A 14,337-nucleotide genomic window follows, 5' to 3' on the forward strand; every position below is an offset into this window, starting at 1 on the left:
GATGAACGCGCTGCTGAGTTTGAGAACGATTATCAGCAGCGTTAGTCTGAACGCATGACCCGTCGCATCCTCGCCCCCGTCGTCCTCGGTGCCGTCTCCGTCCTCGCGCTCGCCGGATGCGCGGGCACGTCGACCTCGACAGGCGCGACCGGGAACGCCGACGGCAAGGTGACGGTCGTGGCATCCACCGACGTCTACGGCTCGATCGCCGAGGCTGTCGGCGGCGACTTCGTCGACGTGCAGTCGATCATCACCTCGCCTTCGCAGGACCCGCACGAGTACGAGGCGAGCGCGCAAGACCAGCTCACCCTCAAGAACGCCGGCCTCGTCATCGAGAACGGCGCCGGCTACGACGCCTTCATGGAGTCGCTCATCGAGGCCAGCGGCACCACCGCCCCGGTGATCACCGCCGTGGAGTTCAACCACGACTACCCCGGTGCGGAGTCGCACGACGACGCGGCCACGCCCGCGGCCGGCGAGAGTGCCGACGACCACGACCACGCCGAGGGCGACGGACACGACCACATCGAGGGCTTCAACGAGCACGTCTGGTACGACCCGCACACGGTCGAAGACCTCGCCGGCGACATCGCCGAGCACCTGGGCGAACTGGCCCCCGACCACGTCGCCGACTTCAACGCCAATGCCGCCGCGTTCACGCAGCAGGTCGCGGGACTCGAGGACTCGCTCGCGAAGATCGAGGCGACGGATGCCGGTGCGAAGGTGTTCGTGACCGAGCCGGTGCCCGTGTACCTGACCACCGCCGCGGGGCTCGACAACGCGACGCCGAACGAGTTCAGCGAGGCCGTCGAGGAGGGCCAGGACGTGCCGCCCGCGACGCTTCTGGAGTCGCTGAAGCTGATCGACTCGGGCGACATCCGCGTCTTGATCGTCAACCCGCAGACCGGTGGCGCCGAGGTGACGCAGGTCGAAGACGAGGCCAAGGCGAAGAACATCCCGGTGATCGAATTCACCGAAACGCTCCCCGAGGGACAGACTTACATCTCGTGGATGCAGAGCAACATCACGGCGCTGACCGACGCGCTGGCGGCGTGAGCGCGGCGGTACCGCTGCGCATCCGCGGCGCCGCGCTCGAACGCGGCGGTCGCGAACTGTGGTCGGGGCTCGATCTCGAGGTGCAGCCCGGCGAGCTCGTCGCCGTGCTCGGGCCCAGCGGCTCGGGCAAGACGACGCTGCTGCGCGCGATCCTCGGACTCGAGCGGGTCAGCGCCGGCTCCGTCGAGGCCCTCGGCGCCCCGGTGCGCCGGGCGGGCAACCGCCGCATCGGCTACATCCCCCAGCAGCGTCCGCTGCCGCGCGAGACCCCGCTGCGCGGGCGCGACATCATCGGCCTCGGCGTCGACGGGCACCGACTCGGTCTGCCGCTGTCGCGCAAGAAAGACCGCGCCCGCATCGACGAGCTGCTCGAGGCGGTCGGGGCGACGGCGTTCGGCGACCGACCGGTGGGGCTGCTCTCGGGCGGCGAGCAGCAGCGCCTGCGCGTGGGCCAGGCCCTCGCCGACGACCCCGCTCTGCTGCTGTGCGACGAGCCGCTGACGAGCCTCGACCTCGCCAACCAGCAGGCCGTCGTGCGCCTGATCGACCGCCATCGCCGCGAGCGCAACGCCGCCGTGCTGCTGGTCACCCACGACATCAACCCCGTGCTGTCGCGCGTCGACCGCATCCTCTACATCGCGAACGGCCGCTTCACCCTCGGCACCCCCGACGAGGTGCTCACGACCGAGACGCTCTCGGCCCTGTACGGCGCCCCCGTCTTCGTCGTGCGCGCGGGCGACCAGCTGATCGTCGTCGGTGCTCCGGATGCCGAGGACCACCACCACCATCACCACGGCGAGGACGACGAATGAACTGGTCCGACGTCGGCGACGCGCTGTTCGGCGGGGTGAGCCAGTACGGCGCGATCCTCGACCTGGTGCAGAACTCCGTGTACGCCGGAGCGGTGCTCGGGCTCGTCGGCGGTCTGATCGGCGTCTTCGTGATGCAGCGCGACATGGCCTTCGCCGTCCACGGCATCAGCGAGTTGTCGTTCGCGGGTGCCGCGGTCGCCCTTCTCATCGGCGCCGACGTCGTGTCGGGCTCGATCGTGGGCTCGCTCATCGCCGCCGCCCTCATTGGGGTGCTCGGCGCCCGTGCGCGCGACCGCAACTCGATCATCGGCGTGCTCATGCCGTTCGGCCTGGGCGTCGGCATCCTGTGCCTGTCGCTCTACAACGGGCGCAGCGCCACGCGTTTCAGCCTGCTGACCGGGCAGATCGTGTCGGTGCAGAGCGGGCAGCTGGGCTGGCTCGTCGTGATCGGCGTCGTGGTGCTCGTGGCCCTGCTGCTCATCTGGCGCCCGCTGCGCTTCGACTCCCTCGACCCGCAGTCGGCGGCCGCGCGCGGAGTGCCCACCACGGCGGTCTCGCTGGCGTTCATGCTGCTGCTCGGCCTGATCGTCGCCGTGGCCGTGCACATCATCGGCGCGCTGCTGGTGATGGCGCTGCTGGTCACCCCGGCCGCGGCCGCGATGCGCGTGGCATCCGGACCCCTCTCGGTCCCCGTGCTGGCCGCGCTCTTCGGTTTCGTCTCGGCGGTGGGCGGTGTGCTCCTCGCGGTGGCCGGAACGCTGCCCGTGAGCCCGTACATCACGACCATCTCGTTCGCGATCTACCTGGTGTGCCGCCTCATCGGCGCCCGGCGCGATCGCACCACGCGGGCTCTGTGAATCCTGCAGAGGCGGGCCGGGCACGGCGCGGTAACCCCCAGCGCATTCACCGAACCCGTCGATAGACTCCCGGCCATGGTCCAGCGCAACACGTGGCAGCGCGAGCGCGTGCGCGAAGCCCTCTCCGGAGCGGGAGGCTTCGTCAGCGCGCAGTCGCTGCACGCCACCCTGCGCGACGAGAACACCGGCATCGGCCTCGCGACCGTGTATCGCACGCTCGCCGGTCTCGCCGCCCGCGGCGACGCCGACTCGCTGCAGAGCCCCGAGGGCGAGAACCTCTTCCGCGCGTGCGAGAGCCGCGGTCACCACCACCACCTCATCTGCCGCTCGTGCGGCAAGGCCGTCGAGATCGCCGCGACCGACGTCGAGGAGTGGGCCCAGCGCACCGCCGCCCAGAACGGGTTCATCGAAGCCGAGCACGTGGTCGACATCTTCGGCCTGTGCACCGACTGCGCCCTCGCACGGGCTCGCGAGCGTGGCGACGAGTAGTCGCACCACGGCCCCCGCGCCGCAGCGGTCGGGGTCCTCCCGCACCCTCGTCGCGCTCGGCCTGGGTGTGCTCGTGGTCACCGCGCTGTTCCTCGTCGACGCCTTCGCGCCGACCTTCTTCGCCCAGCCGCTGCCCACGCGCGCGCAGGACGGACTCACGCTCGCCCTGAGCGTGCTGATCGAATCGCTGCCGTTCGTGGTGCTCGGTGTCGTGCTGTCGATCCTCGTGCAGGTGTGGGTGCCGCCGGGGGCGATCGAGCGGTGGATGCCGCGCGCGCCGTGGGCGCGCCGAGCCGTGCTGTCGCTGCTGGGCATGTTCATCCCGGTCTGCGAGTGCGGCAACGTCCCCTTCGCGCGCGGGCTCATGATGCGCGGGTTCGGGGTGAGCGACACCCTGACGTTCCTGGTCGCAGCGCCCATCGTGAACCCGATCGTCATCATCTCCACGCACGCGGCGTTCGGCTTCAGCGACGGCATCCTCGTGGCGCGCCTGATCGGCGGCTTCCTGGTCGCGAACCTGCTCGGGTGGCTGTACAGCCGGCATCCCGATCCCGACAAGCTGCTCACCGAACGCTTCCTCGAGACGTGCGAGATCGTCGTGCAGGAGCGCGGCGACCGGGGTCGGCGCACCCTCGCCCAGCTGGTGGTCGAGCTGCGCTCGGTCATGCCGGCGCTGATCATCGGATCGCTCCTGGCCGGCGCGGTGCAGGTGCTCGTGCCGCGCAGCGCCCTGCTGGCGATCGGCTCCGACCCGGCCCTGTCGATCGCGGCGATGATGGTGCTCGCGATCGTGGTGTCGCTGTGCTCCAACGTCGATGCGTTCTTCGCCCTGTCGTTCGCGTCGACCTTCACGCCCGGCTCGATCGTCGCCTTCCTCGTGGTCGGCCCGATCATCGACCTCAAGATGATGGCGCTGCTGCGCACGACCTTCACCACCCGCGTGCTCGCGGGCATGACGGTCGTCGTGGTGTTGTTCGCCTTCGCGCTCGGAACGGTGGTGAACCTGATTGTCTAAGGCATCCGCACTCGCCACGCGCTGGCTCGGGGTGGGGCTCACCGCGTGCCTGTCGATCACGACGATCACGCTATGGCTCACCGGCCGCATGTCGCTGTACATCAACCCCGACTCGGCCTGGTTCGCGGTCGGCATGTCGGTGGTGGCGCTGATCGGCGCGATCGCGTCGTTCGCCCTGCCGCTCGGCGCCGAAGCCGATCACGGCCATGACCACGAGCACGGCCACGCGCCGGCCTCGGCATCGGCCCGGCGCGAGGCGTTCGCGCACGCCGATCACGAGCACGCGGACGCCATGGACGACCACGACCGCGTGGCGCACGAGCATCTGGCGGCGAGGCCGCGACTGACCCCCGGCGGCATCGCCGCCTTCACCGGGGGAGTGCTGGCCTCGGGCGCCGTGATCGCGGTGCTGCTGACGCCGGCGGCCTCGCTGTCGACCGAGCTCGCCGTCTCGCGCGACGTGGGGGCCCCGCCGCTGTTCGCCGGGTCCGACGTCATCACGCTCGCCGCCTCGGGCGACACCTCGACCTTCGGCATCGGCGACTGGTCGGCGGTGTTCGCGCACGCCACCAACCCCGAGACCTTCGACGGCAAACCCGTCACCCTCACGGGCTTCATCACGCCGGCCGCCGACGGCTCGACCTTCGACCTGACCCGCCTCGTGATCACGCACTGCGTGATCGATGCGCAGACCGCCCGCCTGCCCATCGCCGCCACCGTCGACGCCCCCTCGACGGGGCAGTGGGTGACGGTCACGGGTACGGTGCGCTCCAGCGGCGACGGCAAGCTCGAGGTGCACGCCGATCAGGTGGCCTCGATCGACGAGCCGGCGGACCCGTATGAGTACTGACAGCCGCCGCGCCGCGGGTGCCGGTTCGTCGCGGCGTGCCCGTTCGCGCAAGCGCCGCGGCCGCGGCTTCGCGATGGCCTTCGCCGTGGTGCTCGTCGGCCTCGTCGTGATCGGCGGTCTCGGCGGTGTCGTGGCGGTCGCCCAGGGCCCGCGCGTGACCGACGTGCAGGTCGACCCCGCGGCCGCGGTGGCGGCATCGGGGTCGCGCGTGATCCTCACCACGACGCAGTCGCTCGAGACGGTCGACCCCTCGCAGGTCGTGGTCGAGCCCGCGGCTCCCTTCACCGTCGACACCGCCGGCCGCAGCGTGGGCGTGCGCTTCACCCTGCCGCTGCGCGACGACACCGACTACCGCATCACCGTCAACGGCGTGAAGGGCCTCGGCGCGGGACCCTCGTCGACCCTCACCGAGAGCTTCCGCACGCCGCCGCTGCAGGCCTTCCTCATGCAGCGCGGCACGCCCGAGGGCGACACGATCTTCCGCACCGACCTGAAGGGCGAGGCCGGGCTCCCCGTCTTCGTGCACCCGCACATCGAGGACTTCCGCGCCACCGCCAATCACCTGGTCATCTCGGTGCGCGACGGCGAGACCGCCCGCGTCATCGTGACCGACCTCGACGGCAAGAACCAGCGCGACATCGCCCTGCCGGGACCGGGATTCGTCTCGAACCTGCAGTCGGCCGACCGCGGAGAGCGGATCGGATTCACGTTCTCGGATGCCGACCTCAGTGCCGCCGGAGGACGCGAGAGCCGTCTGTTCACGGCGTCGGCCGCCGACGACGCTCCGCCCACCGAGGTGGGGCTGAACGGCGGCGACGTGCGCATCGCCGACTACCGCTTCGTGCCCGACACCGACAGCATGCTCGTGCTCACCTTCGACTCGCGTCTGCTGCTCACCGACGCCCAGGGCGGCAATGCGGCTCCGCTCGGCAGCGCCGTGTCGATCGACGGCATCGCCCGCGGGTCGTCGGTGGCGGTGGTGGAACGTCTCGAGGGCATCCGCGAGATCAACCTCACCGACGGGTCCGAGCAGGGGCTCGTCGAGCCCGTCGATCCGCCGGGGCTCGCGGGTCGCGCGACGCCGGTGCCGGGGACCGACGCGGGCACCATCCGCTCGTTCGCCGACATCAGCTCCGACGGGGTCTCGCGCTCGACGATCGTGGCCCACGTGGCCACCGACGGCACCGTCGACCCGCTGGTCGAGGTGCCCGGCGCCGACACCGTGCTGCAGACGTGCGTCTCGCCCAGCGGTCGCTACGCCGCCGTGCTCGTGGCACCGCGCGCGGTCGACAACCCCTACGACCGGTATCAGCTGCCGCTTCCCGAGCGCCTGCTCACGCACCTCGTCGAAATCGACACGGGGCAGGAGGTCGTCGCCCTGCAGGGCTTCGACCTGTCGTGGTGCCAGGTGCCGCCGCAGTGACCCCGGCCGCGACCCGACCCGCGTCGCGCGACGAGCTGTCGGCCCTGCCCGTCGAGGTCGCCCCGCTGCTGCTCGGCGCGCTGCTCGAGACGGTGGTCGCGGGCGAGCGGGTGGTCGTGCGTCTGACCGAGGTCGAGGCCTACCACGGGCTCGGCACCGGCGACCGGCCCGACCCGGGCTCGCACGCCCGCATGGGCCCGACGGCGCGCAACGCCACGATGTGGGGCGAGCCCGGCCACCTCTACGTGTACCTGAGCCACGGCATCCACTCGTGCGTCAATGTCGTGTGCGGACCCGAGGGGGTCGCCGGCGGTGTGCTCCTGCGCGGCGCCGAGGTGATCGAGGGCGAGGCGGTGGCCGAGCGTCGACGACTCGAACGCCGCGGTGCGGTGCGCAGCGCGCGCGACCTCGCCCGCGGACCCGGCCGGCTCGGTGACGCCGTGGGCCTGCGGCATCCGGTGCACGACGGGATCGACGCGGTGACCGGTGCGGAGCACGCGGGAGCGCGATCGCGCCTGCTGCTTCCGGTCGAGCCGATCGCCCGCGTGGCGACGGGCCCGCGGGTCGGTGTGGCGGGCATCGCGGGGACGGCGGCGTTCCCGTGGCGCTTCTGGATCGAGGGGGATGCCACGGTCTCGGCGTTCCGCTGGGGCCGGGGCGCCGCGGAGGCGGCCGCCCGTCAAGGCGACACGCCGCCCGTGCTAGACTGACCCCTTGTCTGCGCGCACTCCAGCACGCAGTTCGCATCCCTCTTCCCGATCCCGGCCTTCCGCCGTGCTCGGACGGGGTGCAGACAAGGGATCTTGGGTGGCACCGTCCGGTGTCACGGTACAGAAGGAGACATCACCATGGCAGCAGTGTGCCAGGTGACTGGAGCGGTTCCCGGCTTCGGTCACAACATCTCGCACTCGCACCGCCGGACGAAGCGCCGCTTCGACCCGAACGTGCAGAAGAAGACCTACTTCGTTCCGTCGCTGGGTCGCAACATCAAGCTCAACGTTTCGGCGAAGGGCATCAAGGTCATCGACGCTCGCGGCATCGAGTCCGTCGTCCGTGACCTGCAGGCGAAGGGCGTGAAGCTGTAATGGCGAAGAAGGCTCAGGACGTTCGTCCGATCATCAAGCTGCGTTCGACCGCGGGCACGGGGTACACCTACGTGACGCGCAAGAACCGCCGCAACAACCCCGACCGCATCGTGCTCAAGAAGTACGACCCCGTGGTCCGCAAGCACGTCGACTTCCGAGAGGAGCGCTAAGCACATGGCTAAGAAGAGCAAGATCGCGCGCAACGAGCAGCGCAAGGTCGTCGTCGAGCGCTACGCCGCGAAGCGCGCCGAGCTGAAGAAGACCCTGGTCGACCCCAACGCGACCGACGAGGCCCGCGAGGCCGCCCGCGTGGGTCTGCAGAAGCTCCCCCGCAACGCGTCGCCCGCGCGCGTGCGCAGCCGCGACGTCATCGACGGCCGCCCCCGTGGCGTCCTCACGAAGTTCGGCGTCTCGCGCGTCCGCTTCCGTGACATGGCCCACCGTGGCGAGCTGCCCGGTGTGACCAAGTCGTCCTGGTAAGCACCAGACACCTGTCCGAAGGGCGGGGGTTCTCGAAAGGGGCCTCCGCCCTTCGGCGTTCTCAGGCGCGGACGCCCGAGAGCTGCTCGATCGCCTCGGTGCGTCCGCTCACGCCGAGCTTGAGGTAGATCGAGCGCACCTGGCTCTTCACGGTGTTCACCGACACCCCTCTGGCGTGCGCGATCTCGGCGAGGCTCAGCGAGGAGTGCAACTGCGAGACCAGGTCGCGCTCGGTGGGGGTCAGGCGCAGAGGCGGATCGAGGGGGCGGTCGGTGCCGTCGTCGCCGGGGGCCGCCACGAGTGCGATGGTGCGCGTGAGCTCCGGCAGCATCGCGGCGAGGTCGGGCCGCGCCCCCGCCACGGCCTCGACCAACTCCATCGTCTCGTCGCGCGGGAGCATCGAGAACGTCGTCGCCCAGGTGCCCGTCTGCGCCATGATCAGCAGCGCCGCCTCGACGCTCTGGCGCGCGCGACGGTCGTCGCCGAGACGGTTCCACGCGAGGGCCCGACCCAGCAGCACGGGCATGAGGGTGCGCAGGCAGTGATCGGTCTCGGATGCCACGCAGGCGTCGGTCTCGCGCAGCAGATCGCGCTCGCGACCCAGTTGCAGCAGGGCCGCGGAGCGCTGCATCGAGAAGCAGACGCCGTGGCCCTGCGGGTTGCGGCACGGCTCGAGGATGGCGAGGGCCTGCAGGGGGTCGCCCTGGGCGACGTAGATGTCCGACAGGATGCTGACGACGAACGACCGCACCATGCGGTGGCTCTCGTGGCTGCCGCTCGAGTGCAGCAGCTGCCGCGCTCCGGCGCGTGCGCCGCCGAAGTCGCGACGAAGCAGCTGCACCATGATCTCGGCCGCCCGTGCGGTGTAGACCGCGTACGGGTTGTCGGCGAAGGCCTCGTCGAGCACCCGCGGGATGCGCGCGAGCCGCTCGATGTCGAGGCTCGCGGCCGAGGTGAGGATCTCGGCCAGCAGCAGAATGTACGCCTGCTCCTGACGCGGCCAGCCGTGCTCGGCGAAGAGCCGATCGGCGGCCTGTCGAGACGACTCCGCCGCCTCGAACTCGCCGTTGATGGCGTGCCCGAGCGACATCACCGTCAGCGCCCTGTAGCGCAGCGCCGGAGCGTCGGCGAACAGCAGCGCCTCGGCGCCGAAGCGCGTCGCGACCTGGGGCCAGCCGAGCGCCGCGCAGTATTCGCCGACGCTGGTGTACAGCAGGGCGCGGGCTCCCGATGACAGGGCGGCGGGGCGCAGCAGGCGCACGTCGTCGAAGTACCGGCGCACCACCGTGGTCCCCTCGGCGAGGGCGTCGCGGCGCGCGTGGGCCGACAGGAGGGCGGCGACGGTCAGGGCGCGCTCGTCGGTCCAGACCGGCGGGGGCTCGGGGAAGTCCGCCTCGGCGAGCAGGGCGAGGTGCCGCGACAGGGGGACGCCGTGGCCCGGCGCCAGGCGCTGGGCGGTCGACAGTGCCGCGGCGCGGAACGCCGCGCGCGCGTCGACGGAGGACGGGGTTCCGGGCATGACGACTCCAAAGGATCAGCGCCCGCGGGGTCGGGTCGCTACGCGGTCGTCTCCTCGCGGATGAGATGCGCGAAATCATATGTCGCATGCTCTCGGTCGGCTTCGGCCCCACCCCCCGCGGCGCGCTCCGACCTCGACAGGACACCCGCCGGATCGCCCGCGGGCGCCTGGGCTTTCACCTCTCGCGAGTGGCGGGATGGGGAAAGGCCGTCGCGCACGGGCCTCTCGCGCCCCGTCAGCCCCTCCCTCACCGCGACACGCCGTTGAGAATGGCGTGAAATCCGTCAAGTTCCGCGTAATTCCGCGGTTCGGTTGATACTGTCGAGGCGGTCTCCCGACCAACGGGGAGGTTTTCCTCCCCGTCCGCGTAACGAGAGGCGACCCGCGTGGTCGTCTGGAGGACAAACCACATGGCCGACAAGTCCATCACCAAGACCGAGCTCGTCGCGAGCATCGCCAGCGCGACCGGGCAGAGCCAGTCCGCCGTGTCGGGCGTGCTCGACTCCCTCTTCTCCACCGTCTCCGAGGCGGTCGCCAAGGGCAGCAAGGTCTCGATCCCCGGTTGGATCGCCTTCGAGCAGGTCGCGACCTCGGCGCGCACCGGCCGCAACCCGCAGACGGGTGAGGAGATCTCCATCCCCGCCGGCAAGCGCGTCAAGGTGACCGCTGGCTCCAAGCTCAAGGCCGCCGTCAAGTAATTCGACCGCGAGTCGTCGAGGGGGGATGCCACACGGCATCCCCCCTTCGTCGTCCCCGGGCGACGTAGGCTGGACGGGTGAATCCCCGGCTTCTCCGTGTCGCGGGACCCGTCATCCTGATCGCGGTCTCGCTCATCGCCGTCGTCGCGGGACTCGCCTACGGCGGTGGAGCCGCCGCACCCCAACTCGCCGACCCGGGTCCGGTGGTGCGCTGGGGGCTCCCCATCGCCACCGTCGTGGTCAATCTGTCGGCCGCGACCCTCGTCGGCTCGCTCGTGCTGGCGCTCTTCGCCCTGCCTGCGGGGGAGCGACCGTTCGAGATCGCCCTCGACACGGCATCCATCGGAGCCGCCGTCTTCACCGTCGCCGCGGCCGCAACGGGCTACATGACGTTCCTCAACGTCCTCAACGCCAAGCCCACCCTCGACGCCGTCTTCGGGCAGCAGCTCGGTCGCTTCCTGGTCGAGAGTCCGCTCGGGCAGGCGTGGCTGCTCACCACGATCGCCGGCGCGGTGCTGACCGTGCTGACCTTCGCCGTGCGGTCGTGGGTTCCGACCCTGCTGGTCGCGATCCTCTCTCTCGCCGCGCTGGTGCCGATGGGTACCCAGGGCCACGCGGGCGATGAGGCCAGCCACGACGCCGCCGTCATCTCGCTCGTGCTGCACCTGATGGCCGCGGCCGTCTGGCTCGGTGGCCTGGTGCTGCTCGTGATCGTTCGCCCCGCGATGTCGCGCACGCAGCTGCAGACGACGATGCTGCGCTACTCCTCGCTCGCGCTGGTCGCCTTCGTCGTGGTCGCCGTGTCGGGCACCGTGCGCGCCTCGATCGGGCTGCTGGGGCTGCAGAATCTCTGGTCGGCGTACGGCGTGCTCGTGCTGGTGAAGGTCTTCGCCCTCGTCGCGATGGGCGTGCTGGGCGCCTGGTACCGCCGCCGCCTGATCTCGCGCATGGCGGATGAGAACGGCTCGCGCCGCTTCTGGGGCGTCGTCTCGCTCGAGTTGGTGTTCATGGGCATCGCCAGCGGTGTGGCCGCCGCTCTCGCCCGCACGCCCCCGCCGGTCGAGGCGCCGCTGGTCGGGCAGACGCCCGCCGAGGTGCTCACCGGCGCCCCGCTGCCGCCCGAGCTGACCCTCGAGCGCTGGTTCACGGCGTGGAACGTCGATCTGCTGTGGACCTTCGTCGTGGCGTTCGCGCTGTTCTTCTACCTCGCCGGCGTCTGGCGTCTGCTGCGCCGCGGCGACCGCTGGCCCATCCACCGCACGGTGCTGTGGTGCCTGGGCATGCTCTCGGTGTTCTGGGTGACCTCGGGTCCGATCAACGTGTACCAGGACTACCTGTTCAGCATGCACATGATCGGGCACATGCTGCTGTCGATGGCGATCCCGCTCATGCTCGTGGCGGGTGCCCCGGTGTCGCTCGCGGCGCGGGCGATCCGCAAGCGCGACGACGGATCCCGCGGCGGTCGCGAGTGGATCCTCTGGGCCGTGCACAACCCGGTCGCCAAGGTGCTGACCAACCCCTACGTCGCCGCAGGCCTGTTCATCGGCTCGCTGTGGGGCTTCTACTACACCGACCTCTTCCGCTGGTCGCTGTACGACCACGTCGGCCACATCTGGATGGTCGCGCACTTCCTCATCACGGGATACCTGTTCGTGCTGAGCCTGATCGGCATCGACCCGGTGCCGTACCGCCTGCCGTACCCGATGCGCCTGCTCGTGCTCATCGCGATCATGGCGATGCACGCCTTCTTCGGCATCGCGATCATGATGAACTCCGGCCTCATGGTCGCGGAGTGGTTCGGCGCGATGGGCCGCACATGGGGCGCCACGCCGCTGGAGGATCAATACGTCGGCGGTGGAGTCGCGTGGTCGGTCGGCGAGATCCCCACGCTCGTCCTCGCGATCACCGTCGCGATCCAGTGGAGCCGCAGCGACGAGCGCCACCAGAAGCGCCGTGACCGCCACGTCGACCGCGTGGGCGACGTCGAGCTCGACCAGTACAACGAGGAGCTCGCGCGGCTGGCCGCCCGCGACGCCCGCGTCGCCGCCCGCGGCGGCAGCTGAGCGGGGTCAGTCCGACCCGGTTCCGCCTCCGACGAGGATCGACGCCGACCCGTCGGGCAGCACGCTGATCTGCCCGTCGACGCGGAAGGCGATGTCTTCGCTGACCGTTCGCACCGAGCCGTCGAAGATCGAGCGCACGTCGACGTCGATGTGCGCCACTGCCTTGGCCGAGGGGATGCGCCAGCCCGCGCCGTCGGGCACGACCGTCACGACGGGCTGCTGCACGATCGACCAGGTGGGTGCGTCGTCGATGCGGTTGCGCACCGTGTAACCGAACGGGCAGCCGGTGGGCTGCAGCACCTGCTGCTGCGTGCAGGCCGAGAGGAAGTCTTCGACCCGCTGCTGCACCACGTCGATGAACTGTTCGGTGGGCTGCGCCTGCACCGACACCGGGATGCCGGCCAGCGGCGCGTCGGCGAGCACGGCGACACCCGGGGTCGACGAGATCGCGGTGTCGACGGCGACCGAGTACAGCCCCGGCGAGAAGACGAGCAGGGGGAGGGATGCCGAGGGGTCGGCGTCGGCACCGTCGATCGACACCTGCCGCTTGTCGACCTCGAAGCCGTTCACCGAGAAGCGCATCGACCCCTGCACCGACAGGTTCATGACCGACAGGGGGCTGCGGGCGAAGCGCCACCGCGGCAGGAGGCTCGATCCGGTGTCGTGGGCGACGGTGAAGGTGGTCGTACCGGTGTAGCCGCCGGCGGAGTACGACACCGTCACGAGCGTGTCGTCTCCGTCGACTTCTTCGCCGGTGATCTCGGCATCCGTCAACGTCGTCAGCACGTCGGGGCGCAGCAGCGCCTCGGATGACGTGGCCGGAAGCCCCGCCGCCTCGAGCTCGGCGGAATCGACCACGACGCCGGGTACGGCCAGCGCCTCGGGGGTGCGGTGCTCCTGCAGCAGTTCGAGGTAGTGCAGCACGAACGCCCGGGGGCTGTAGAAGTCGCGGTACAGGGACGCTGCTCCCGCCCCGAGGGCGGCGACCAACAGCACGCCGATGAGGACCATCGCGGGGATCTCGAGCCGATGGCGCACGCGCGCACCCCGAACGCCCTCGGGCGTCGCGGGGCCCCCGCCTGCGTTGTCCACGGTCCCAGTGTAGAAAGCCCTCCTGCGAAGGTGCCCCGCGCGTCAGTCCATGACGAGGGACTGCACCACCGCGACCGCGGCGAGCTGCCCGCCCGCAATGGCCGCGGCGAGCGAGAACAGGGGACCGGGCAGGTGATCGGGGTGCGCGATGTCGCCCACGGCGTACACGCCCTCGACGCTGGTGCGTCCGAACGGATCGGTACGGGCCGCCCCCGACTCCTGTCGCTCGACCCCCAGGGCATCGAGCAGGTCGCTGCGCGAGCGCCATACGGGGGCCACGAAGGCGCCGGCGACCTCGAGGGCACGGTCGGTCAGGTGCAGCACGAGACCGTCGTCGGAGCCCTCGACCTCGCGCACCTCGGCGGGATCGATGACGTGCACCGCGGATGCCACGGGCTCGAGCATGCGCGCCAGCATGCCCGCGTGGGCCGTCGCGTTGATCACCGCGACCGGGCGCCCGGCGAACTCGTGGCCGTGGCAGAAGGGGCAGTTGGCGACGGTATCTCCCCAGTGCTCCGCGAGACCGGGGATCGGCGGGAGCTCGTCGGTCACCCCCGTGGCGAGGATCACCGCGTGCGTACGGAGACGCTCGTCGCCGACGGTGACCGTGAGGGAGCCCTCGTCGCGCGCGACGGCGGCGGCCGCGGCATCCCGGATCTCGACCGTGTCGTACGCGGCGATCTCGGCGCGGGCGATGCGCCGGAGCTCGGCAGGGTCGCGTCCGTCGTTGGTGAGGAGGTTGTGCGCGTGGCGCACGGTGGAGTTGCGGTACGTGCCCGCGTCGAGCAGCAGGGTGCGCCGGTGCATGCGGCCGAGGGTGAGAGCCGCCTGCAGCCCGGCGGGGCCGCCGCCGATGATGATCGCGTCGTACATGAGGAGTCCTTCCGCTTGCATTCGC

Annotated in this window: 16 protein-coding genes; 13 read left to right on the forward strand and 3 right to left on the reverse strand. The window is 71.0% G+C overall.

Annotation, left to right across the window (positions count from 1 at the left end; translation table 11 throughout):
- Positions 1-54 precede the first annotated feature (54 nt).
- The 11 genes from FS769_RS07095 to rpsN all read left to right on the forward strand — a co-directional run bounded on the left by FS769_RS07095 (position 55) and on the right by rpsN (position 8,067).
- On the forward strand, positions 55-1,056 hold the full coding sequence (locus FS769_RS07095) for a metal ABC transporter solute-binding protein, Zn/Mn family (protein ID WP_144831274.1): 1,002 nt from the start codon (positions 55-57) through the stop codon (positions 1,054-1,056).
- A complete protein-coding gene (locus FS769_RS07100; protein WP_144831277.1) occupies positions 1,053-1,868 on the forward strand; it encodes a metal ABC transporter ATP-binding protein in 816 nt (271 codons plus the stop codon). Before FS769_RS07095 ends, FS769_RS07100 begins: the two co-directional genes overlap by 4 nt.
- Entirely contained in the window at positions 1,865-2,725 is an 861-nt protein-coding gene (locus tag FS769_RS07105; RefSeq protein ID WP_144831280.1) for a metal ABC transporter permease, read from the forward strand. The genes FS769_RS07100 and FS769_RS07105 overlap by 4 nt, the downstream gene beginning before the upstream one ends.
- Positions 2,726-2,800: 75 nt before the next feature.
- Entirely contained in the window at positions 2,801-3,214 is a 414-nt protein-coding gene (locus FS769_RS07110; protein ID WP_144831283.1) for a Fur family transcriptional regulator, read from the forward strand.
- Positions 3,201-4,229 (forward strand): permease, encoded by a 1,029-nt coding sequence (locus FS769_RS07115; protein WP_144831286.1) that lies wholly within the window; start codon positions 3,201-3,203, stop codon positions 4,227-4,229. The genes FS769_RS07110 and FS769_RS07115 overlap by 14 nt, the downstream gene beginning before the upstream one ends.
- Positions 4,222-5,079 (forward strand): DUF1980 domain-containing protein, encoded by an 858-nt coding sequence (locus FS769_RS07120; RefSeq protein ID WP_144831289.1) that lies wholly within the window; start codon positions 4,222-4,224, stop codon positions 5,077-5,079. Before FS769_RS07115 ends, FS769_RS07120 begins: the two co-directional genes overlap by 8 nt.
- Positions 5,069-6,502, forward strand: a complete 1,434-nt coding sequence (locus FS769_RS07125; RefSeq protein WP_144831292.1) for a hypothetical protein — start codon at positions 5,069-5,071, stop codon at positions 6,500-6,502. Before FS769_RS07120 ends, FS769_RS07125 begins: the two co-directional genes overlap by 11 nt.
- Positions 6,499-7,212 carry a DNA-3-methyladenine glycosylase gene (locus tag FS769_RS07130; RefSeq protein ID WP_144831295.1) on the forward strand — a complete coding sequence of 238 codons (714 nt, stop codon included), beginning with the start codon at positions 6,499-6,501 and terminating at the stop codon, positions 7,210-7,212. Before FS769_RS07125 ends, FS769_RS07130 begins: the two co-directional genes overlap by 4 nt.
- A 138-nt stretch (positions 7,213-7,350) precedes the next feature.
- Positions 7,351-7,587, forward strand: coding sequence for a 50S ribosomal protein L28 (gene rpmB, locus FS769_RS07135; RefSeq protein ID WP_055832508.1), 237 nt, complete (start codon positions 7,351-7,353; stop codon positions 7,585-7,587).
- The gene (rpmG, locus tag FS769_RS07140; protein ID WP_013584775.1) at positions 7,587-7,757 is read left to right on the forward strand and encodes a 50S ribosomal protein L33; all 171 of its coding nucleotides are present in this window, start codon (positions 7,587-7,589) and stop codon (positions 7,755-7,757) included. Before rpmB ends, rpmG begins: the two co-directional genes overlap by 1 nt.
- Positions 7,758-7,761: 4 nt before the next feature.
- The gene (gene rpsN / locus FS769_RS07145) at positions 7,762-8,067 is read left to right on the forward strand and encodes a 30S ribosomal protein S14 (RefSeq protein ID WP_022878196.1); all 306 of its coding nucleotides are present in this window, start codon (positions 7,762-7,764) and stop codon (positions 8,065-8,067) included.
- Between the two features lie 61 nt (positions 8,068-8,128).
- On the opposite strand, the gene FS769_RS07150 is transcribed toward rpsN, so the two are convergent.
- Entirely contained in the window at positions 8,129-9,586 is a 1,458-nt protein-coding gene (locus tag FS769_RS07150) for a response regulator transcription factor (protein ID WP_144831298.1), read from the reverse strand.
- A 410-nt stretch (positions 9,587-9,996) separates the two neighbouring features.
- On the opposite strand from FS769_RS07150, the gene FS769_RS07155 reads away from it, so the two are divergent.
- Both FS769_RS07155 and FS769_RS07160 read left to right on the forward strand, forming a co-directional pair.
- On the forward strand, positions 9,997-10,284 hold the full coding sequence (locus tag FS769_RS07155) for an HU family DNA-binding protein (protein WP_013584778.1): 288 nt from the start codon (positions 9,997-9,999) through the stop codon (positions 10,282-10,284).
- Between the two features lie 77 nt (positions 10,285-10,361).
- Positions 10,362-12,347, forward strand: coding sequence for a cytochrome c oxidase assembly protein (locus FS769_RS07160; protein WP_144831300.1), 1,986 nt, complete (start codon positions 10,362-10,364; stop codon positions 12,345-12,347).
- A 6-nt stretch (positions 12,348-12,353) separates the two neighbouring features.
- Here the strand turns inward: FS769_RS07160 and FS769_RS07165 are convergent, their stop codons facing one another.
- Together FS769_RS07165 and FS769_RS07170 are read right to left on the reverse strand one after the other, a co-directional pair.
- The gene (locus FS769_RS07165) at positions 12,354-13,439 is read right to left on the reverse strand and encodes a hypothetical protein (protein ID WP_144831303.1); all 1,086 of its coding nucleotides are present in this window, start codon (positions 13,437-13,439) and stop codon (positions 12,354-12,356) included.
- Positions 13,440-13,481: 42 nt separating this feature from the next.
- Positions 13,482-14,312, reverse strand: a complete 831-nt coding sequence (locus tag FS769_RS07170) for an NAD(P)/FAD-dependent oxidoreductase (protein ID WP_144831306.1) — start codon at positions 14,310-14,312, stop codon at positions 13,482-13,484.
- Positions 14,313-14,337: the final 25 nt, after the last annotated feature.

The organism is Microbacterium sp. BH-3-3-3, from assembly GCF_007679045.1.
Lineage (GTDB): Bacteria > Actinomycetota > Actinomycetes > Actinomycetales > Microbacteriaceae > Microbacterium > Microbacterium algihabitans.